Source organism: Actinoallomurus spadix (assembly GCF_024055725.1).
GTDB lineage: Bacteria > Actinomycetota > Actinomycetes > Streptosporangiales > Streptosporangiaceae > Actinoallomurus > Actinoallomurus spadix.
The window spans coordinates 33441-53816 of the sequence record NZ_JAMXMX010000013.1 but is presented as its reverse complement, the minus strand read 5'-3'; the positions used below and the strand labels follow the sequence as shown (position 1 = coordinate 53816).

The 20376-nt window shown below is 71.4% G+C and carries 17 protein-coding genes; 6 read left to right on the top strand and 11 right to left on the bottom strand.

Features of this window, described 5'->3' with window-relative positions:
* Positions 1-17: 17 nt before the first annotated feature.
* Positions 18-1739 (bottom strand): GMC oxidoreductase, encoded by a 1722-nt coding sequence (locus NE235_RS20540; protein ID WP_252805364.1) that lies wholly within the window; start codon positions 1737-1739, stop codon positions 18-20.
* Between the two features lie 10 nt (positions 1740-1749).
* Positions 1750-3327: a succinic semialdehyde dehydrogenase gene (locus NE235_RS20535; protein ID WP_252805362.1), complete on the bottom strand. Its 1578-nt coding sequence runs from the start codon at positions 3325-3327 to the stop codon at positions 1750-1752.
* A gap of 202 nt (positions 3328-3529) precedes the next feature.
* Between NE235_RS20535 and NE235_RS20530 the strand changes: the two genes are divergently transcribed.
* The gene (locus tag NE235_RS20530; protein ID WP_252805361.1) at positions 3530-4258 is read left to right on the top strand and encodes a TetR/AcrR family transcriptional regulator; all 729 of its coding nucleotides are present in this window, start codon (positions 3530-3532) and stop codon (positions 4256-4258) included.
* A 74-nt stretch (positions 4259-4332) separates the two neighbouring features.
* Here the strand turns inward: NE235_RS20530 and NE235_RS20525 are convergent, their stop codons facing one another.
* From NE235_RS20525 to guaB, 4 genes are all read right to left on the bottom strand, one after another.
* A complete protein-coding gene (locus NE235_RS20525) occupies positions 4333-5679 on the bottom strand; it encodes a phospholipase D-like domain-containing protein (protein ID WP_252805358.1) in 1347 nt (448 codons plus the stop codon).
* A 154-nt stretch (positions 5680-5833) separates the two neighbouring features.
* The gene (locus NE235_RS20520; protein WP_252805356.1) at positions 5834-7579 is read right to left on the bottom strand and encodes a glycerol-3-phosphate dehydrogenase/oxidase; all 1746 of its coding nucleotides are present in this window, start codon (positions 7577-7579) and stop codon (positions 5834-5836) included.
* Positions 7580-7784: 205 nt separating this feature from the next.
* On the bottom strand, positions 7785-8897 hold the full coding sequence (locus NE235_RS20515) for a GuaB3 family IMP dehydrogenase-related protein (RefSeq protein ID WP_252805353.1): 1113 nt from the start codon (positions 8895-8897) through the stop codon (positions 7785-7787).
* Positions 8898-8954: 57 nt separating this feature from the next.
* Entirely contained in the window at positions 8955-10451 is a 1497-nt protein-coding gene (gene guaB, locus NE235_RS20510; protein WP_252805351.1) for an IMP dehydrogenase, read from the bottom strand.
* 139 nt (positions 10452-10590) lie between these two features.
* Between guaB and NE235_RS20505 the strand changes: the two genes are divergently transcribed.
* Positions 10591-10977: a DUF5319 domain-containing protein gene (locus NE235_RS20505; protein WP_252805349.1), complete on the top strand. Its 387-nt coding sequence runs from the start codon at positions 10591-10593 to the stop codon at positions 10975-10977.
* 22 nt (positions 10978-10999) lie between these two features.
* Here NE235_RS20505 and NE235_RS20500 read toward each other — a convergent pair whose 3' ends face one another.
* From NE235_RS20500 to groES, 4 genes are all read right to left on the bottom strand, one after another.
* Complete coding sequence (locus NE235_RS20500; RefSeq protein WP_252805347.1) at positions 11000-11812, bottom strand: hypothetical protein; 813 nt, start codon at positions 11810-11812, stop codon at positions 11000-11002.
* Positions 11809-12447 (bottom strand): sigma-70 family RNA polymerase sigma factor, encoded by a 639-nt coding sequence (locus tag NE235_RS20495; protein ID WP_406567607.1) that lies wholly within the window; start codon positions 12445-12447, stop codon positions 11809-11811. Before NE235_RS20495 ends, NE235_RS20500 begins: the two co-directional genes overlap by 4 nt.
* Positions 12448-12711: 264 nt before the next feature.
* Complete coding sequence (gene groL / locus NE235_RS20490; RefSeq protein ID WP_252805346.1) at positions 12712-14334, bottom strand: chaperonin GroEL; 1623 nt, start codon at positions 14332-14334, stop codon at positions 12712-12714.
* Positions 14335-14424: 90 nt separating this feature from the next.
* On the bottom strand, positions 14425-14736 hold the full coding sequence (gene groES, locus NE235_RS20485) for a co-chaperone GroES (protein WP_425542373.1): 312 nt from the start codon (positions 14734-14736) through the stop codon (positions 14425-14427).
* A gap of 282 nt (positions 14737-15018) precedes the next feature.
* On the opposite strand from groES, the gene NE235_RS20480 reads away from it, so the two are divergent.
* From NE235_RS20480 to NE235_RS20465, 4 genes are all read left to right on the top strand, one after another.
* Positions 15019-16212, top strand: a complete 1194-nt coding sequence (locus tag NE235_RS20480) for a class I SAM-dependent methyltransferase (RefSeq protein WP_252805344.1) — start codon at positions 15019-15021, stop codon at positions 16210-16212.
* Between the two features lie 194 nt (positions 16213-16406).
* Positions 16407-16622, top strand: coding sequence for a TFIIB-type zinc ribbon-containing protein (locus NE235_RS20475; RefSeq protein WP_289848948.1), 216 nt, complete (start codon positions 16407-16409; stop codon positions 16620-16622).
* 145 nt (positions 16623-16767) lie between these two features.
* A complete protein-coding gene (locus NE235_RS20470; RefSeq protein ID WP_252805341.1) occupies positions 16768-18012 on the top strand; it encodes a coiled-coil domain-containing protein in 1245 nt (414 codons plus the stop codon).
* 259 nt (positions 18013-18271) lie between these two features.
* Positions 18272-19093: an aminoglycoside phosphotransferase family protein gene (locus NE235_RS20465; protein WP_252805339.1), complete on the top strand. Its 822-nt coding sequence runs from the start codon at positions 18272-18274 to the stop codon at positions 19091-19093.
* A gap of 154 nt (positions 19094-19247) precedes the next feature.
* On the opposite strand, the gene NE235_RS20460 is transcribed toward NE235_RS20465, so the two are convergent.
* On the bottom strand, positions 19248-20357 hold the full coding sequence (locus tag NE235_RS20460) for a hypothetical protein (protein ID WP_252805337.1): 1110 nt from the start codon (positions 20355-20357) through the stop codon (positions 19248-19250).
* Between the last annotated feature and the right edge of the window lie 19 nt (positions 20358-20376).

Here is a 20376-nt window from a genome sequence, read left to right as displayed (position 1 = left end):
GCCGCGTGCCGGCCGGATCAGGCGGGGGTGGGAGGGAGGCGGAGGGCCGCCGGGGCGTCGGCGGGGACGGCGGGATTCTTCGGGGCCACGGGAGTGAGGCGGGCGTACGGCGCGCCGAGGTCCGGGCGGGCGTCCGGTTCGCCGCGGTTGGGCCAGAAGGCCATGGCGCGTTCGGCCTGGGCGGTGATGGTGAGGGAGGGGTTCACGCCGAGGTTGGCCGAGACGGTCGAACCGTCCACGACGTGCAGGCCCGGGTGGCCGTACACGCGGTGGTACGGGTCGATGACGCCCTCCTCCGGTGAGTTCCCGATCGTGCAGCCGCCGATGAAGTGCGCGGTCGTCGGGATGTTGAACAGGTCCAGCCAGGTGCCGCCCGGGAAGCCGCCGATCTCCTCGGCCAGCATGCGGACCGCGCGGTGCGCCTGAGGGATCCAGGTCGGGTTCGGCTCGCCGTGGCCGCGGCGGGCGCGCAGGCCACGGCCGGACGGCGACGGCCGGACGGTGATCGAGTTGTCGTTGGTCTGCATGACCAGCGCGATGATCGTGCGGCGGGACCAGTTGCGCAGGTTCGGCAGGCGCACCAGGTCCCAGGGGTGCGTGACCAGACGCCCGAGGAACTTCGCCCACCGGGGCGCGCGGCCGCCGCCGTCGATGAGCAGGGAGCGCAGGCCGCCCATGGCGTTCGAGCCGGGGCCGTACCGCGTGGGTTCGATGTGGGTGTGCTCGTCCGGGTGGAACGACGAGGTGATGGCCAGGCCGCGCGAGTGGTCCTCTCCCCTGCGACGGAACCGCTCGACGCCGAGGATCGCCTCGGAGTTGGTCCGGGTCCGTACGCCGAGGCGGTCGGACAGGCGAGGCAGCGTGCCGGTGACCTTCATGCGGTGCAGCAGGCGCTGGGTGCCGTACGTGCCGGCGGCGAGCACGACCTGCTCGGCGGTGAGCGTGCGCCGCCAGCGGGCGCCGCGCCGCCCGGTCCGGATGATCTCGACCTCGTAGCCGCCGCCCGGGCGCGGCCGCACGGCGGTGACGGTCGCCATCGAGATCACCTTCGCGCCGGCGTGCTCGGCCAGGTAGAGGTAGTTCTCGGTGAGCATGTTCTTGGCGCCGACACGGCAGCCGGTCATGCAGGAGCCGCACTCGGTGCAGGTCACGCGGCGCGGCCCGGCGCCGCCGAAGTACGGGTCGTCGACCGGCATGCCCGGCTTGTCGCCGAACAGGACGCCCACCGGGGTGAGGTGGAAGGTGTCGCCGCGGCCCATGCGGTCGGCGACCCGTTTGATCGCCCGGTCGGCCGGGGTCATGGTCGGGTTGGTACGGACCCCCAGCATCCGCCTGGCCTGGTCGTAGTACGGCTGGAGCTCGGCCTTCCAGTCGGTGATGTGCCGCCACTGCGGGTCGTCGAAGAACGGCTGCGGCGGCTCGTACAGGGTGTTCGCGTAGACGAGCGAGCCGCCGCCGACGCCCGCCCCGGCGAGCACGAGGACGCGGGAGCCCCGCTCGCCGCGCAGCAGGTGGATGCGCTGGATGCCGGTCATGCCCAGGCCGGGCGCCCAGAGGTACCGGCGGGTGCGCCAGGAGGTCATCGGCAGGTCCTCGTGGCGGCGGCCGGGCGCGCCGCCGGGGTCGTCGAAGCGCCGCCCGGCCTCCAGCACGCCGACGCGGTATCCCTTCTCGGTGAGGCGGAGGGCGGTGACGCTGCCGCCGAAGCCCGATCCGATGACCAGGACGTCGTAGTCCATCCGTGCGCTCCTACCTGAGGCGAAGGCGTTTCAGCAGCTTCTGACCGTTCGAGACCAGGGCGGCGTACGTTTCGTACGACATGCCGAGGATCGGTTCGAAGCCGACTCCGTGCTGGCTTGCGACGGTCTGGGCCTCGGTGTAGCGGAGGAGCCCCTCGGCGCCGTGCCGGCGGCCCACCCCGGACTGCTTCATCCCGCCCATGGGCGCGTCGTAGGAGCCGTACGCGGCGGCGTACCCCTCGTTGATGTTCACGGTGCCGGCCTTGATCCGGGCGGCGAGCCGGCGGCCCCGCGCGACGTCGCGGGTCCACACGCTGGCGTTGAGCCCGTACGGCGTGCCGTTGGCGAGGCGTACGGCCTCGTCGTCGGAGGAGAAGGGATAGAGCGCGACGACCGGGCCGAACGTCTCACCCGCGCACAGCTCCATCTCCGGCGTGACGTTCTCCAGGACGGTCGGTTCGAAGAAGTACGGGCCGACGCCGGGGCGCGGCCGTCCACCGGCGAGGATCCGCGCGCCCTTCGCCACGGCGTCCTCCACGTGGCGGGTGACGGTGTCGAGCTGACGATGGGAGGTGAGCGAGCCCATGTCGGCGTCGAACCCGGCGCCCAGCCGCATGTTCTTGACCCGGTGCACGAAGCGCTCGGCGAACCGGTCGTAGATCTTCTCGTCGACGTAGAGGCGTTCGATCGAGATGCAGAGCTGGCCGGCGTTGGTGAAGCAGGCGCGGAGGGCTCCGTGCGCGGCCCGCTCGACGTCGGCGTCGTCCAGCACGATCATGGGGTTCTTGCCGCCGAGTTCGAGCGAGTAGCCGATCAGCCGGTCCGCGGCCTTGTCGGCGATGACCCGGCCGCCGCGGGTGGAGCCGGTGAAGGCGACGTAGTCGGCGCCCTCGATCAGCGGGTCCCCGATGCGCGCGGGCTCGCCGATCACGACCTGCCACAGGTCTTCGGGCAGCCCGCACTCGACGAGCAGGTCGAGCGCCCACAGGGTGGACAGCGCGGTCTGGGTGTCCGGCTTGTGCACCACCGCGTTGCCGGCGAGCAGGGCGGGCACGGCGTCGGTGACGCCGAGCGCGAGGGGGTAGTTCCACGGCGAGATGACACCGACGACGCCCTTGGGGTGCCGGAGCTCGATGACGCGGGTCGCGGCGGGCATGATGCCCTGCCGGCGACGCGGCCGCAGCAGGCCCGGCGCCCGGCGCGCGTGGTACAGCGTGCAGCCTGCGGCGTCGAGGACCTCCTCGAAAGCGTGCCGGCGGGCCTTGCCGGTCTCCAGCTGGACGAGGTCGAGGACCTCCGCGCGGCGGTCGAGGATCGCGTCGTGGAAGCGCAGGAACGGCTCGGCCCGCCGGGCCGGGGACAGCCGCGCCCAGGACTCCTGCGCGGCGCGGGCCCGTTCGTACGCCGCGGTGACGTCCGTCCCGGTCGAGACGGGCAGCGTGGCGACCGGCTCGCCGGTGAACGGCGCGGTGACGCGGACCGTTCGGCCGCTGGAGGCGACGCGTGAGGTGAGCCGCTCGACGACCTCCGCGGGGAGGTCGGGAGCGGTGACGCGCGCGCCGGCGTGCGCCGCTACGGGTGCCTTCATGCAGGGCACTCTAAGACGCGAGTCCTCCTCATGGCTACTACCGAGTAATCATCCGCTTGCGTGGTCAGCGCCACATTCCCTGTCCTCAATGCCATTTCGGCGCGTTCCGAGAGTCACCTTGTTCTGCATTTGCTGGCTCGGATTGCACTCCACGGTGTATTCCGGAGGGGGAGGCGAGGAACCGTCGAGACGAGGGGGCGCAATGATCTCCGGCCCGGGCCGGTCCGCCGGCAACGAGGAAGGCCGCACACCCCGGCAGGAGCGGCGGGCCCAGACGCGGGCCGCGCTCCTCGACGCGGCCGAGAGGCTTTGGGCGGAGCGCGGGATCCGCGGCGCCTCACTCGACGAGATCGCCGCCCTGGCGGGGCTCACGAAGGGCGCGGTCTACTCCAACTTCGCCAGTAAGTCGGACCTGGTCCTCGCGCTGCTGGAGCGCTACACCCAGGCGGAGCCGGGCCTCGCCGCCTGTCACGCCCTGCGGGACTCCGCGCGCCCGCCGCAGGAGCGGTGCGCCGATGTCGGGCGACACTACGCCGAGCGGCTGTCGGACGAGGACACCCGCATGCGGGCGCTCCTGCTGGTCGAGCTGTGGCTGTTCGGGATGCGCGACTTCTCGGCGGGCTGGCGAATCGCCGACTGGTACCACGCCCGCCGCGAGGAACTCGCCGCCGGCCTGTCCGGAAGCCCGGCCGAAGGGCGGTCCGGAAGCCCGAGCGAAGATCGGTCCGGGAACCTGGGCGAGGGTCGGTCCGGGAGCCCGGCCGAGGGCCGGTCCGGCGGCGGTTCGGAGATGTCGCCGGAGGACCGGGCCTCGCTCGCCATGGCGATCGAGTTCGGGCTGGCGCTGCAGCACCTGCTCGACCCCGAGCGGGTTCCGGCCGAGCTGTACGGCTCCGGCGTCGGCCTCCTGCTGGACTCGTCACCGGACTGACCGGGGCCCACCCGTACGTGGTGTGGCCGCCGTGGGCGGCCACACCTTCGTCAGCCGGTCAGCCGGTCAGCCGGTCAATCGTCGGCCTCGGCGGTGTCGTCGGCGTAGTCGGGCACCACGACGCCGGTCGCGGAGAGGCGGGCGTCGGCGGACTTGACGGCCTTGCCGCGCCCGAAGACCGTGCCGAAGTTCGTGACGTAGCTCTTCTCCAGGGCCGCGTCGGCGATGGTGAGCATCGCTTCGTCGTGGCCGTGGAATGCCGGGTCGGTGTAGTTGGTGCTGCCGGTGAAGACGACCTTCTGCTTCTTGCCCTGGTAGCGGCCGTCGATCAGCAGGTACTTCGAGTGCTCGTACGCGTGGCCGTTGTCCGGCAGGTACCTCACCTCGGGGCCGCCGTGCCGGCCACCGGACCTGGTCAGGTCGCGCAGGGCCGACTGGCCCACGTGCCCGAACACCACCTGGACCCGGCACCCCGCGTCGTCGAGTCTCCAGAGCCGTTGCGCGATGGGCCGCCAGGTGAAGTGGCCCATGACGATCCGCAGGTGGGTGCCGCCCGTGCACGACACCTTGTCCAGCGCCTGGCTGACCGGGTCGCCCGCCGACCAGGGGAAGAAGTCCATCCGGTACTTCCCGGCGCGGACGATCCGGTGGTAATCGCCGGTGTGGTGCTGCTTCGCGAGGTCGTAGAAGTAGCGCCGGTACGCCGCGTAGACGCTCGCGCTCTTCAGCGTCAGCGCGTCGTTGTACTGCAGATCCCGGGCGTTGTACGTGGCGTTGGCCGAGGTCTGCAGCACGACCTTCTTCGAGTGAAGCGTGCTCGAGAAGAGGAAGAACTTGTTGTGGTTGAACTGCGGCCCGATGCAGCCCCGGCCTTTCGCGCACAGGGTCACCCAGGAGGACTTCTTCCGGTTGGTGCCCAGCGACTTCTTCAGCGTCTTGTACGCCTTGTAGCCCCCGGACTCGTGGTCCAGGACCACGCGCACGTTCACCTTGCGCTTTTTGGCCTTGACGAGCCTTGTGGCCAGGTCCTGGGTGGAGAAGTGGTACATCGCGATGTAGATGACCGCGCCCTTGGGCGCGCCCGCGATAAGCCGGTCGATCTGCGTCACGATCGCGCGCTGCCTGGTCTTGGCGCCCGTCGGGGAGTTGAAGATGGGGCCGGTCCGCACGGTCGGCTGCTTCTTCTTTTTCTTCTTTTTCTTCTTCTTGCGGGCGGTGTGAACGCCGAGCAGTCGGGTCCCGCCGAGCGCCTGTGTGTCGACCTCGCCGAGCGCCCGCGCGTCGATGCCGGATCCGGCGGCCCGTACGGCGGTGGCGGCGCCGCCCCGCACGGGGGGCGCGGCGTCACCCGGGGCCGCGATTCCGGCGACCAGTAGGCCGGTCCCCACCACTGCGACCGCGCGCGTCAGCGACCTCGCCACACGAACCCCCGTTTAAGCCGGATTTTTCGGGCATTAGCACCATTAGCCCGAGAACCCTACAGGAGTTAGGGGTGACAAAAGCCGACAAATGCCGGTATTCGAGAGAGGTCGAACGGCCGGAACCGGCCGCCGGAACATCGGCTCGCGGTGAACCTCAGGGAGTGGCGATCGGGACGATGTCGGGCGCCCCGCGACGGGTCGCGTCGGCGTCCTGGTCGTCGACCTGCGCCTGGGAGTCCCGCTCCGCCTCGACGCGCTTGTGGTAGTACTCGATCTCCCGCTCGGTCTGCTCCGCCGACCAGCCGAGCTCGGGCGCGAGCAGCTCGGCGGCCTCCCGAGCCGCACCGAGCCCGCGATCCCACGTCTCGATCGCGATCCGCGTCCGCCGGGTCAGCACGTCGTTGAGGTGCCGGGCGCCCTCATGGGTCGCGGCGTACACCACCTCGGCGCGCAGGTAGTCGTCGGCGCCCTCGAGCGGCTTGCCGAGGTCCGGCCGATCCTCGATCAGGGCGAGCAGGTCCGCGGTCAGCGTGCCGTAGCGCCGCAGCAGGTGCTCCACCCGCGCGACGTGCAGCCCCGAAGAGTCGGCCAGGCGGTGACGGGAGTTCCACACCGCCGGGAACCCGTTGCCGCCGACCAGCGCGACCTGGTCCGTGCACGACTCCGGGACCTTGCCGTCCAACCCGTGCGCGACCGCGTCCACCGCGTCCTTCGCCATCACGCGGTACGTGGTGTACTTGCCGCCCGCGACCACGACCAGGCCCGGCACCGGATGCGCGACCACGTGCTCGCGGGACAGCTTCGAGGTCTCCTCCGACTCACCGGACAGCAGTGGGCGCAGCCCGGCGTACACCCCCTCGACGTCGTCGTGGGTGAGCGGCGTGTTCAGCACGGCGTTGACGTGCTCGAGGACGTAGTCGATGTCGGCCTTCGACGCGGCCGGGTGGTCCTTGTTCAGGTCCCAGGCCGTGTCGGTGGTCCCAATGATCCAGTGCCGGCCCCACGGGATGACGAACAGCACCGACTTCTCGGTGCGCAGGATCACCCCGCTGGAAGAGTGGATGCGGTCCCGTGGCACCACCAGGTGCACGCCCTTCGACGCCCGGACGTGGATCTGGCCGCGCCCGCCGACGAGCTCCTGGATGTCATCGGTCCACACCCCGGTCGCGTTGACGACCTGCTTGGCGCGCACCGCCAGCTGCCGGTCCGACTCCAGGTCCCGCACGCGTACGCCGGTGACCCGCTCGCCCTCGCGCAGGAAGCCGACGGCCTGCGTACGCGAGGCGATCTGCGCGCCGTACGCCGCCGCCGTGCGCAGCACCGTCATGACGTACCGCGCGTCGTCGACCTGGGCGTCCCAGTACTGGATCGCGCCGACGAACGCGTCACGGCGCAGCGACGGGGCGATGCGCAGCGCCTGCGTGCGCGTCAAGTGCCGGTGATGGGGCACGCCGCGGTCCTGCCCCATCGAGAGGGACAGCGCGTCGTACAGCGCCACGCCCGCCCCGATGTAGGCGCGCTCCCAGACCCGGTGGGTCATCGGGAACAGGAACGGCACCGGGCGTACGAGGTGCGGCGCGATCCGGCCGAGCAGCAGCCCGCGCTCGGTGAGCGCCTCACGGACCAGCTCGAAGTCGCGCTGCTCGAGGTAGCGCAGCCCGCCGTGGATCAGCTTGGAGGAACGGGAGGACGTGCCGGCGGCATAGTCACGGGCCTCCACCAGGGCCACCGTCAGGCCCCGGGTCGCGGCGTCCAGCGCCACCCCGGCGCCGACGATCCCGCCGCCCACCACGACGACGTCGAACTCCCCGCCCCCGCCCATCCGGTCGAGCGCCGCCGCGCGCTCGGCCGGGCCGAGGCGCGACCGGTTGCCTTCGATCTCGGACCCCTCAACCGCCATGCCGTACTCCCTCGACGTCCGCAAGCCCACGCTACGTCCGTACCCGGGCCCGTGACAAAACACTTACCGGCCGACGCACCGTGTCAAAGGGACGGATGTGAGCTTCGGCACGCTCCCCACGCAAGGAGAGGAGCGTGCCGTACGAGGAGGCTTCCGGCGCGGAGCCCGCGCGAAGGGCGCGAAGGGCGCGAAGGGCGCGAAGGGATCAGTGCGGCGCCACCACGACCTGGACGCGCTGGAACTCCTTCAGGTCCGAGTAGCCCGCGGTCGCCATCGCACGCCGCAGCGCGCCGATGAGGTTCATCGAGCCGTCGGCGACGCTGGACGGGCCGTACAGGATCTGCTCGATCGTGCCGATCGACCCGAGCTCCACGCGCTTGCCGCGCGGCAGCTCCTCGTGGTGCGCCTCACTGCCCCAGTGGTAGCCCCGGCCGGGAGCCTCCGTCGCCCGCGCGAACGGCGACCCGACCATCACCGCGTCCGCGCCCACCGCGAGGGCCTTGGCGATGTCACCGGACTGGCGCATGCCGCCGTCCGCGATCACGTGGACGTACCGGCCGCCGGACTCGTCGAGGTAGTCGCGCCGGGCCGCCGCGACGTCCGAGATCGCCGTCGCCATCGGCACCGCGACGCCGAGGACCGTACGGGTCGTGTGCCCCGAGCCGCCGCCGAACCCGACCAGGACCCCGGCCGCGCCGGTGCGCATGAGGTGCAGGGCCGCGGTGTACGTCGCGCAGCCACCGACGATCACCGGGACGTCGAGGTCGTAGATGAATTGCTTGAGGTTCAGCGGCTCGGCGCGCCCGGAGACGTGCTCGGCGCTGACCGTCGTGCCGCGGATGACGAACAGGTCGACCCCGGCGTCGATGACCGCCTTGTGGTACTGCGCCGTACGCTGCGGCGACAGCCGCGCCGCGACCGTCACGCCCGCGTCACGGATCTCCTCGATCCGCCGCCCGATCAGCTCCTCCTTGATCGGCTCGGCGTACAGCTCCTGCAGGCGCCGCGTCGCCGTCGCGTCATCCAGCGAGGCGATCTCGGCCAGCAGCGAGTCGGGGTTCTCGTAGCGGGTCCACAGCCCCTCGAGGTCGAGCACGCCCAGGCCGCCGAGGCGCCCGATGGCGATCGCCGTGGCCGGGCTGACCACGCTGTCCATCGGCGCGACGACCAGCGGCATCTCGAAGCGGTACGCGTCGATCTGCCAGGCGACGCTCACCTCCTCCGGGTCGCGGGTGCGCCGCGACGGGACGATGCCGATCTCGTCGAGCGCGTACGCCCGACGGCCGCTCTTGCCCCGCCCGATCTCGACCTCAGCCATGTACGTCCTCTCCATGCGCCGGCCGTGACCGCAGCGGGCCACGGCCGGAGGAAACTCTCAGCGAACCTGGTAATTGGGCGCTTCGACGGTCATCTGGATGTCGTGCGGGTGGCTCTCCCGCAGGCCCGCCCCGGTGATCGGCATCAGCATGCCGTTCTCCTGCAGGTCGCCGATGGTGCGCGAGCCGGTGTACCACATCGCCTGCCGCAGGCCGCCGACCAGTTGGTGGGCGACGGCGGCGACCGGGCCGCGGTAGGGCACCTGGCCCTCGATGCCCTCGGGGATCAGCTTGTCCTCGCCGGCCACGTCCTCCTGGGAGTACCGGTCCTTGCTGAACGACCCGCCGCGCTCGCGGTTCTTCATCGCGCCGAGCGAGCCCATGCCCCGATAGGTCTTGTACTGCTTGCCGTTGATGAAGATCAGCTCGCCGGGGCTCTCCTCGCAGCCCGCGAGCAGCGATCCGAGCATCACCGTGTCGGCGCCCGCGGCGATCGCCTTGGCGATGTCACCGGAGTACTGCAGGCCACCGTCGCCGATGACCGGGACGCCCGCCGGCCGGCACGCCAGCGCCGCCTCGTAGATCGCGGTGACCTGCGGAGCGCCGACGCCGGCGACCACGCGGGTCGTGCAGATCGAGCCGGGGCCGACCCCGACCTTCACCGCGTCCGCGCCCGCGTCGACGAGCGCCTGCGCCCCGGCCCGGGTCGCGATGTTGCCCGCGATGACATCGGCGCCGCTGTTGGCCTTGAGCTTGGCGACCATCTCGAGCATGCCGCGCGAGTGACCGTGCGCGGTGTCCACGACCAGCACGTCGACGCCGGCCTCGACCAGCGCCTTCGCCCGCAGCTCGGCCTCCTCACCCACACCGACGCCCGCACCGACGATGAGCCGCCCGGCGGAGTCCTTCGTGGCGAGGGGGTACTGCTCGCTCTTTGTGAAGTCCTTGACGGTGATCAGGCCGCGCAGCCGGCCGGTGCCGTCGACGAGCGGGAGCTTCTCCACCTTGTTCGCGCGCAGCAGCGCGAAGGCCTCGTCCCGGGAGACCCCGACCGGCGCCGTCACCAGCGGCATCCTGGTCATCACCTCGCGGACCGGGCGCGAGGCGTCGGTCTCGAACCGCATGTCGCGGTTGGTCACGATGCCGACGAGCACGCCGTCGGCGTCGGTGACCGGGACGCCGGAGATCCGGTAGTGGGCGCAGAGCGCCTCGACGTCGGCGAGGGTGTCGTCCGGCGAGCAGGTCACCGGGTTGTTGACCATGCCGGCCTCGGACCGTTTGACGAGGTCGACCTGCTGGGCCTGCTCGTCGATCGGCAGGTTGCGGTGCAGCACGCCGAGCCCGCCCTGGCGGGCCATGGCGACGGCCATCCGCGCCTCGGTCACGGTGTCCATCGCGGCGGACACGAGCGGGATCCGCAGCGTGATCGACCGCGACAGGCGGGTCGTCGTGTCGGCTTCGCCCGGCGCGAGATCGGAGTACGCGGGCACGAGCAGCACGTCATCGTAGGTGAGGCCCTGTGAGGCGAACTTGGCGGGCTCGGGCGCGGAAGTCATGGGCATCATCCGGAAGGGGTCACGGCGTCGGGCCTGATCAGCGGAGCGTTCTCCTCATCCTAGTGGCCCCTGTCGAACGCCCGGCCAAGCACGGCGACAAGGCACGAATCGGCGGCCGATACTCGGGTAGCGTGGGTTTGTGCACGATGACGCTCCGCTCGATCCGTTCGCGAACGATCCCGAGGACCCGGCGGCCGCGCTCGGGGACCCGAGCGACGAGACCGCTCCGCTGAGCACGACGGAGCGGGAGGACGTGCTGGCCGACCTCGCCGATCTCGAAGTCTTCCGGGCCCTGCTGGAACCTCTCGGCATCAAGGGCCTGACCGTCGACTGCGGCGACTGCGGCCGGGCCCACCACATCGACTGGGACCTCCTGCACGGCAACCTGCGCCACCTGCTCGACGAGGGGCTCCCCCGCGTCCATGAGCCGGCCCTCGCCGCCGCCCCGGAGGACTACGTCAGCTGGGAGTACGCCCGCGGCTACGTCGACGGCGTCATCGACAGCGAAGAAGGCCAGTCGAGCTGACCCGCGCGCTCCGCGCGGCGGCTCAGCGGTGGTCGCCGCGCCTCTGGCGCAGCGTGCCCGTGTTCGCGTCCGTGTTCGTGTCCGTGTTCGTGTCCGTGTTCGACGAGGCGGCCCGGCGCCGCGGCCGGTCCGGACGGGTGGTGCTCCCGCTGGGCCGCGGGGTGGCGGACGGGGTCGAGACCGGCGAGGGTGAGCCGGTCGGCGCGCCCGTACCCGGGGACGGGGTCGGGGTCGGCGTCGGAGAGGGACCGCCGGTGGGGCGGCCTCCGGGCGTGACCGGCCGGTTCGCCGGGCGTCCCGCGAGACCGGAGCCACGCTCCTCCTTCGCCGGGGCGTGCGCCCCGGACGCCTTCGACGGGGACGGGGCAGGACTGGCCGTACCGGCCGCAGGGGTGGGGCGAGGTCCGCTGGGAAGCGCCCGGACGATGGTCTGGATACGGGCCTTGGAGCGTTCCGTGATCTTGGATTTCGCCGACGGGGCGTGAGACCTCGGCCCGCCGTCACCTCCGCCGCCCGCGACGGCGGCGCCGGCCGTCGTCAGCATGACCGCGACCGCGCTGAAGGTGACGAACGCCCGGACGACGGGGCGTCCCGAGGTCTTGGCTCCCGTGCACGGGACACGGGCGGGCGCCGGGGTGGGCAGGGGCGGCGCGCCGGTGTCGACGTCGGCGACCAGCGCGGCCAGCAGGCGGGCGGCCGGATCGTCCGGAACGGTGGATCCGGAGCCCGGATCGATGGAGACGCGGCGCGTGGCCAAGGCGTCGAACAGATCGCCGCTGCGGGTGATCTCACTGAGGTCGAGCGGCTCGGGAGTGGCGGTACCCCCACCGGTCAAGCGATCGACTCCTCACTCGCCATCGCTCGAAGACGGGCGAGAGCCCGGTGCTGGGCGACGCGTACGGCCCCGGCTGACATGCCCAGTACATTACCGGTCTCCTCGGCGGACAGACCCGCCACCACCCGTAGGAGGACCAATTCCCGTTGATGGTCCGGCAAGCGGTCGAGAAGATCCCGCGCGTGCTCGGCCTCGATGTAGCGGACGACCGTCTCCTCGGGTCCCGGGCCCTCGTCGGGGCCGTCGGGCAGGTCCTCGGTCGGCACGGCGGCCCGGATCGCGCTGCGCATCGCATCGGCGATCTTGTGCGACGCGATGCCGAAGACGAACGACGCGAAAGGCCGCCCCATGTCGCGGTAGCGCGGTAGCGCGCCCAGCACGGCGATGCACACCTCCTGGGCGACGTCGTCCGCGATGTGATATTGCCCCGAAACTCGGCCCAGCCGCGCCCGGCAGTAACGCACCACCATCGGGCGGACTCGTCCGATCAGGGATTCGACCGCTTCCGGGTCTCCCTGAACGGCAAGGCTCGTGAGTTCCCTGAGGTCGTTGTCGTCCGCCTTAGCCGGTCGTCTCCCCCGTAGTTCGGCGGTGGCACCCCGAACCGCGGCCCCGGCGATCGCTCCCTCGGTCACGAAAGCATGATGCCCACCGAGATCGCGCCTGTCTGCATCGTTGACGACAACGGAATGGTCACAGTGCTGATCCCAACGCGATTGCGGTCGCTCAGTGTGACAATCGACACGTTCGTGGTCACTGAACGTTCATGGGAATGACGAATGCCCTCGCCAGGCGCGTGACGAGGGCATCCATATGATCGGTCGGCCGCGGGTCGCGGCCCGGGTGTGCCTGACGGATCCACCGTCACCGGCGGAATCCGTCAGGCGCGCCGCGGATGATCAGTGACCGTGGCCGTGGCCGTGGCCGCCCGCGGCGGCGTCCGGCTCCTCCTCGGGCTTGTCGGCGACGAGGGCCTCGGTGGTGAGCAGCATGCCGGCGATCGACGCGGCGTTGCTGACCGCGGAGCGGGTCACCTTGACCGGGTCGATGACGCCCTGGGCGATCAGGTCGCCGTACTCGCCGGTGGCGGCGTTGAAGCCGGAGCCGATCGGCAGCGACTCGACCTTGGAGACGACGACGTAGCCTTCCCAGCCGCCGTTCTCGGCGATCCAGCGCTGCGGCTCGACCAGGGCGCGGCGGACCGCCTCCGCGCCGGTGGCCTCGTCACCGGACAGGCCGAGGGCGTCGAAGCCCTCCTTGGAGACGTGCACCAGCGCGCTGCCGCCGCCGGAGACGATGCCCTCCTCGATCGCCGCGCGGGTGGCGGAGATGGCGTCCTCGAGGCGGTGCTTCTTCTCCTTCAGCTCCACCTCGGTGGCGGCGCCGACGCGCAGGACGCAGACGCCCCCGGCCAGCTTCGCGAGGCGCTCCTGGAGCTTCTCGCGGTCCCAGTCGGAGTCGCTGCCCTCGATCTCGCGGCGGATCTGGCGGATCCGGTCCTCGATCGCGGCCGCCTCACCCGCGCCGTCGACGACCGTGGTGGCGTCCTTGGTGACGGTGACCCGCCGAGCGCGACCCAGCACGTCGAGGTCGACGGTGTCGAGCTTGAGGCCGACGGCCTCGGTGACGACCTGGCCGCCGGTCTGGATGGCCATGTCCTCCAGCATCGCCTTGCGGCGGTCGCCGAAGCCCGGCGCCTTCACCGCGACGCTGACGAACGTGCCGCGGATCTTGTTCTGCACGAGCAGCGCCAGGGCCTCGCCCTCGACGTCCTCGGCGACGACCAGCAGCGGCTTACGGGTCTGGGCGACCTTCTCGGCCAGCGGCAGGAACTCGGTGACGTTGGAGATCTTGCCGTCGTAGATGAGGACGTAGGCGTCCTCGAGGACAGCCTCCATCCGCTCCGGGTCGGTCACCATGTACGGCGACAGGTAGCCCTTGTCGAACTGGAGACCCTCGGTGAACTCCAGCTCCAGGCCCATCGTGTGGGCCTCCTCGACGGTGATGACACCGTCCTTGCCCACCTTGTCGAACGCCTCGGCGATGAGCTCACCGATCTTGGCGTCCTGGGCGGAGATGGTCGCGACGTGCGCGATCGACTCCTTGTCGGTGACCTCGCGGGCCGACTTGAGCAGCTGCTCGGCGACGTGGTTCGCGGCGGCGTCGATGCCCCGCTTGAGGCTGATCGGCGACGCGCCGGCGGCGACGTTGCGCAGCCCCTCACGGACGAGCGCCTGCGCCAGGACCGTCGCGGTGGTGGTGCCGTCACCCGCGATGTCGTTGGTCTTGGTGGCGACCTCCTTGGCGAGCTGCGCGCCGAGGTTCTCGTACGGGTCGTCGAGCTCCACCTCACGCGCGATGGTGACACCGTCGTTCGTGATGGTGGGGGCGCCCCACTTCTTGTCGATGACGACGTTGCGGCCGCGCGGGCCGATCGTCACCTTGACGGCGTCCGCGAGGGCGTTGACGCCACGCTCAAGGGCGCGGCGCGCTCCCTCGTCGAACTCCAGGATCTTCGGCATTGGGAAGCTCCAAGTAGGAATGTCCGTGGACGTGCACAGCCCCGGCCGCCCTGACGCGGGCTGGACCGGGGCGGCGCATCTGTTCGGGTCTTACTTCTCGACGACGGCGAGCACGTCGCGGGCCGACAGAACGAGGTACTCCTCGTTGTTGTACTTGACCTCGGTGCCGCCGTACTTGCTGTAGAGGACGACGTCCCCGACCTTGACGTCGAGCGGGACGCGCTTCTCGCCCTTGTCGTCGAAGCGACCCGGCCCGACGGCGAGGACGGTGCCCTCCTGGGGCTTCTCCTTGGCCGTGTCGGGGATCACGAGACCCGACGCGGTGGTCTGCTCGGCCTCGAGAGGCTGGACGACGATGCGGTCCTCGAGCGGCTTGAGAACAACCTTGGTGGCGGTCGACACGATCTGACCTTCCCCTTCGATTGCGTATCCTCGGCCGACCAGATCGGCCAGCCGCATGTTGGAGACGCGACCACGGTGGCCTGCCGTCGCGGGTGCCAGACCAGCCTGTCGCTTGATTGGCACTCTCGTAGGGAGAGTGCCAGTTGGAGATTATGCCGGGGTCCGGGAACCCGTCAACACGGGCCCCCGCGTGCCGCCCACCTGTCGTTATATGTGGCGTTTGCGGGGTTTCGCCGGTGGTCAGGTGCGCGGTGAGTGGTCCCAGAGGGCTACCGTCATCGGGTGGACATCGCCGCGTTCCGGGAGCTTCTCGCTCCCGAGGGCCAGGAGCTGCTCGGCGAGATCGGCGCCGCCGGCGCCGACGAGCGCACCCTGCCGGCCATGGTCTCCCGCCTGCGCGCCCGTCACCCGGCCGGGCTCGTCGGCGCGGCGCTCACGCAGGCCCGGCTCCGGGAGCGCGGCCGGGCGAAGTTCGGCGCCGACGCGGAGCGGATGTACTTCACTCCCCAGGGCCTCGAACAGGCCACCCGGGCCAGTGTCGCCCGGTACCGCGCACGGCGGTTCGCCGACCGGCTCCCGCCCGGAGGCCGGGTGCTCGACCTCGGCTGCGGCATCGGCGGTGACCTGCTCGCCCGCGCCCGTACGGGCATCGGCGGCACCGGCGTCGAGCTCGACCCCCTCACCGCCGAGGTCGCGCGGGCCAACCTCCGCGCCTTCGGCCGCACGGACCTGGCGGACGTACGGCGTGGCGACGCCGCCGCGCAGGACCCCGGCGGGTACGCCGCCGTCTTCGCCGACCCCGGCCGTCGCACGTCCCGCGGGCGGGTGTTCGACCCGGAGGCGTACCTCCCGCCGCTCGGCACGGTCCTGGACCTCGCCGGCCGGGCGCCGGGCGCCTGCGTCAAGGTCGCGCCGGGAATCCCGCACGAGGCGGTCCCGCCGGGCGCGGAGGCCGAGTGGATTTCCGACGGCGGGGAGGTGAAGGAGGCGGCGCTGTGGCTCGGCGATCTGGCGGGCGGCACGCCGCGCCGGGCGACGCTCCTGCGGCAGGACCGGGAGCCGGCGACCCTGGCGGCCGACCCCGCGCTCGGACCGCCGCCCGTAGCGGGGTGGGGACGTTTTCTGTACGAACCCGACGGCGCCGTCGTCCGGGCCCACCTCGTCGCCGAGGTCGCGGCCCTGCTCGGCGGGGCCCTCGCGGACCCGCGGATCGCCTACATCACCTCGGACGAAGTGCGCGCGACGCCGTTCGCGCGCCCGTACGAGATCCTGGAGGTCCTGCCGTTCGGCGTGAAGCGGGTGCGGGCGGCGCTGCGCGCCCAGCGGGCGGGCGCCCTGACGATCATGAAGCGCGGCTTCGCGGCGGACGTGGAGCGGCTGCGCCGCGACCTGCGCACGGACGGCACCGAGGCGCGTGTCCTGGTCCTCACCCGCGTCGGCGACGCCCCGACCGCCCTCATCTGCCGGGCGGCCTGAGACTCCCCGGGCCGGGACCCGCATGGCCGGGCGCCGATCGCCTGGGCGCGCGAGCTCGGGGCGACACGCCAGAGTCCGGCAAAGACCACGGTGATGACCGTGTCCGGCTGACTACTCTTGGCGACCGGCAGGCCGCGCCCGGGGCGCGGCGATGGGCGCCCGCGATCCGGGGCGGGCGAAGACGGGGGGCGACGATGGCCGACGCCGTACTGCGGTGTCCGAAGTGCGGTGCCGGAATGGTGACCTTCCAGCGGGGCGGCATCGTGTTCGAGGAGTGCTCCCGCTGCCGCGGGGTCTTCCTCGGACGTGGCGAACTCGACCGCCTGATGTGGCGCGGCGCATCCCCTGCCACCGCCGTCTGCGGCCCCTCGGCGGGATTCTCGTACGAGGGCCGGCATCGCCGCGCCTGAAAAGGGGGCTTTGCCGTGCGGGGCATAATCTCTTTTCCCTAAATTTCTAATCTCCGGCTCGATGACCTTGGTCCGCTCAATAGAGTGTCTCCTCGCGATCCACGCCGCCGCCATTTCCGGCACCGGCAAACGAAGGAGCACCCGGGTGGACACCAATCACAACTTCCTGCAGACAGGGGGTCAGCCGGTCTCGGACCGAATGCGAGAATTGCTCGCCCGCGCAGCGCAAGATCATGTTTATGAGCAGCGTTCGACGGGTCAGCTGCTGGACGAGATCCACCAGCGGCTGGAGGGAATAGAGTGGCTGCTCCGCGAGGTGCGGGAGCGCGAGCTCACGGGGCTGACGACCCAGCTCGACACCGTCCGCGGGCAGGTCGACGAGCTGTACGGCAAGCCGCCGGAGTGGGCGGAGGGGCTGGCCGAGCACATCGAGTCGGTGGGCGAGAAGGTCAAGCCGGTCGCGGAGCTGCCCTCCCTGTGGGCCGACGTGGGCGTCATCGCCGAGAACGTCGACGAGGGCCTGGCCCGCATCCAGGCCGTGCTGGACTCCAGCCGGAGCATCACCGAGGCGACCCTGCAGGCCGCTCAGCAGATGGACGACCTGACCAAGCGGCTCGACCGGCTCGCCGGCACGATGGAGGCCGCGTCGGTCCGGTTCAACCGGCTGGACAAGACGCTCGCCGACCTCGGGCACCGGTCGGAGAAGCTCGAGCACGAGATCAACGGGGTGGCCGGCAAGGTCGACCAGTCACTGCACGACATGGCCGAGCGGGTCGAGCAGGGCCTGGAGGCCGTCAACGGCCGGGTCGAGGGGGTCGGCGGGCGCCTCGACGGCATCGACGGCCGCCTGGAGGGCCTGTCCGGGAAGATTCGCGGTGTCGAGGGACATTTCCCGGCGCTGGCGGCCAAGGTCGACGGGGCCTGCGACCGCGTCGACGGCGTCGAGCAGCAGATCGCCCGGCTGCCCGTCACGCTGGAGATCAGCGAGCTGCATCGCAAGGTCGCCGCGATCGGCGACCGGCCGTTCATCGACCCCACCGACCGGTTCGACGCCCTGGAGAAGCGGTTGTCCGAGGCGGTCGATCCCCTCCTCGACGAGTTGCGGGCGCGACCGGACCGGGACGAGACCGAGGAGACGCTGTCGAAGATCATTGAGGCGTCGCGCGTCGACGTGACCAAGCACATGGAGATCCTCCGCGAGGACCTCCTGCGCCAGGTGGCCGGGGTGCACGACGACGTCTCCCAGCGCGTCACCGGCGTGCAGCACGACATGACCAAGCAGGTGACGACCGTCCATGAGGATGTGATGAAACGGCTCGTCACGCTGGAGGAGACGATGCTGGCGCTGGCGGAGGCGCTGCTGCGGCCGCGCCGCGACGGCAAGGATTGAAGGGATGGCCGCTCACAAATCACCCCAGAGCGGCCACTTCCCTTTTTTCGCTCTATTAGCGGCAATTTGCCTGCCGCTCCTGCCATGACATGCCGTTCGGTCCACCTCGTACCGTCAAAAACACTACCGATCCTCGGCCGAATCCGTTTTCATGGAGGCCGTGACCTTCCCCACGCTCTCCGATCCGCCGAGCGCCGCCACATTGCGCTGGATCGAAAAATGCCTGGGATCCGGCAGTGAGGTGAAGATGGTCCGGCCCATGATCGGAGGGCTGGCCCACGTCAACCACGCGATACTCGCCGAGAGCCGCTCGGGCACCGTGCATCGCCTGGTCCTGCGTCGCTGGGCGTCGTCCGGCTGGCCCGTCCTCGACATCGACTTCTCCCCCGAGCTGGAGATCGCGGCGCTGACCCTGCTCACCGCGTGCGACATCCCCACCCCCGCCCTGGTCGCCGCGGACCCCTCCGGGGCGCACTGCGACGTCCCCGCGCTGCTGATAACCCGGCTGCCGGGCCACCCGCCCCGCCCCTCCTGCGCGGAGCTGCCCGAGTACCTCATCCAGCTGGCCGCCGCGCTGCTGCCCGTCCACGCGGTCGCCGGGGCGTCGACCATGCCGCCGTACCGCCCGTACAACCGCCTGGAGATCCGGCTCGCGCCACGGCACGCCCGGCGACCGGCGCTATGGGAGCACGCGCTGGACGTCGCCGCCGGCCCCACCCCGGGCGCCGCCGCGCACTTCATCCACCGCGACTACCACCCCGACAACACGCTGTGGGCGGGCGGACGCCTGACCGGCATCGTCGACTGGTCCAACGCGTCGTACGGGCCGGTGGCCATCGACATCGCCCACATGCGCCGCGGACTCGCGCTTCGTTACGACGTCACGGTCGCCGACCGTTTCTCGGCCTCCTTCGACCAGGTGTCCGGCGGCTACCGGCACGACCCGTACTGGGACCTGCGCACGGTCCTCGACCTGCTGCCCGAGCAGCCCGACCGGACGATCGCCGTCCGCGACATCCCCGCCCTGGAGGACCTGCTCGACCACGCGCTCGCCGACCTCGGCGCCCCGGCCCGCTTCTGAGCCGCCCGCCTCTACGCGCCCGGCACCGGGCGCGTAGAGGCGGGCCAGGGTCGATTCGCCGCGATCGGCACGCCGGTCACACGACACGTACGGCGGGCCGGGGAGTCGATTCGGCGCGTTCGGCCCAGGTCTCACAGCGGTGGGACGGGAGGGTTCACAGCGGTGGGGCCGGAGGGGGGAGCGATCCGGCGCGGATGGCCTCGGCCTGGTCCCTGCTGAACGGAGGCTGGAACAGATCCGCGGTCTGCTGCCAGACGCGGAACAGGTCGGCCACGAAGTTCATCCGGTTGCCGAGTTCGGCCCAGTCGTCGGCGGCGCTGCCCAGCACGGCGTTGGGCGTACGGTCGAGGTCGTACAGCAGCGCCTTGAGTTCGATGCTGGACAGCTGTGCCAGGTCGGGTGGGAAGACCCCTACCGGGGTGGCACGGCCGACGTCGGCACCCAGACGCTGCACGATGAGGCGGCGAGTCTGCTGGAAGTCGGGAGCGGGCATCCGGACGTCCATCAGGTGGGCGGTGGCCATCGCCCGCCACAGCCGTACCAGGCGCATGCGCAGCGGTGGCGGAGTGAACGGAGAGACCTGCACCGGAAGCAGCGCCTGGGCGATGGGCTCCTGCAGGCGGATCTGCTCGTGCAGGCCGATCCGCAGATTGGCCAGCAGGATGTGCTCGGCGCGCTCGGCTGCGCCACGGGCGCGCATGGCGGCGTGATAGCCGTGCACGGCGGCGATGAGCAGCTCCTGGCCGCCCTGTTCGGTCGGCCCGGGACGTAGCGCGGCCACACAGCGGTCGAGCGCGCGGTCCTGGGCGGTGGCGCCGGTCGCGCCGGTGTACTCCTGGATCAGCCGGGCGTAAAGCAGGCCCAGGTCCTGGAACACCATGCGATTACCGATCGCGACGTTGTCGCCGACCTGCCGTACGGCGCGAGCGACCAGGTCGGGAGCGACCACCTGGATACGTGCGGGGACACGCTGGGCGAAGACCTCCATGAGGCGGATCATCCGCGGGATGCCCTCCCCCCGGATGAACCGGCCGGCCGTGCGTGAGGCCCAGGTCCCGAAGCAGCACCAGCTGACGTTCTCCCGCCCGAGTAACGCCGCCATCCCGATCGACAGGTCGTGGTACGCCTGGGTGATGCGCAGATTGCGCAGCACGGGGTCGGTGGTCGCCGCGATCTCGGCCACGTCCTCCGGGGTGACCCGGTGGGCCCCGTCGGATGCGGACGATGCGGAAGCGGGCCGGGTGCCGGCGGTCTCGAAGGGCATGCGCGGACGGTATCCAGCA

Excerpts from the sequence above, each read along its gene's own strand:
- NE235_RS20540 (WP_252805364.1), bottom strand. The coding sequence starts at position 1,739 with ATGGACTACGACGTCCTGGTCATCGGATCGGGCTTCGGCGGCAGCGTC.
- NE235_RS20535 (WP_252805362.1), bottom strand. The coding sequence starts at position 3,327 with ATGAAGGCACCCGTAGCGGCGCACGCCGGCGCGCGCGTCACCGCTCCC.
- NE235_RS20530 (WP_252805361.1), top strand. The coding sequence starts at position 3,530 with ATGATCTCCGGCCCGGGCCGGTCCGCCGGCAACGAGGAAGGCCGCACA.
- NE235_RS20520 (WP_252805356.1), bottom strand. The coding sequence starts at position 7,579 with ATGGCGGTTGAGGGGTCCGAGATCGAAGGCAACCGGTCGCGCCTCGGC.
- NE235_RS20515 (WP_252805353.1), bottom strand. The coding sequence starts at position 8,897 with ATGGCTGAGGTCGAGATCGGGCGGGGCAAGAGCGGCCGTCGGGCGTAC.
- guaB (WP_252805351.1), bottom strand. The coding sequence starts at position 10,451 with ATGACTTCCGCGCCCGAGCCCGCCAAGTTCGCCTCACAGGGCCTCACC.
- groL (WP_252805346.1), bottom strand. The coding sequence starts at position 14,334 with ATGCCGAAGATCCTGGAGTTCGACGAGGGAGCGCGCCGCGCCCTTGAG.
- NE235_RS20475 (WP_289848948.1), top strand. The coding sequence starts at position 16,407 with ATGGCCGACGCCGTACTGCGGTGTCCGAAGTGCGGTGCCGGAATGGTG.
- NE235_RS20465 (WP_252805339.1), top strand. The coding sequence starts at position 18,272 with ATGATCGGAGGGCTGGCCCACGTCAACCACGCGATACTCGCCGAGAGC.
- NE235_RS20460 (WP_252805337.1), bottom strand. The coding sequence starts at position 20,357 with ATGCCCTTCGAGACCGCCGGCACCCGGCCCGCTTCCGCATCGTCCGCA.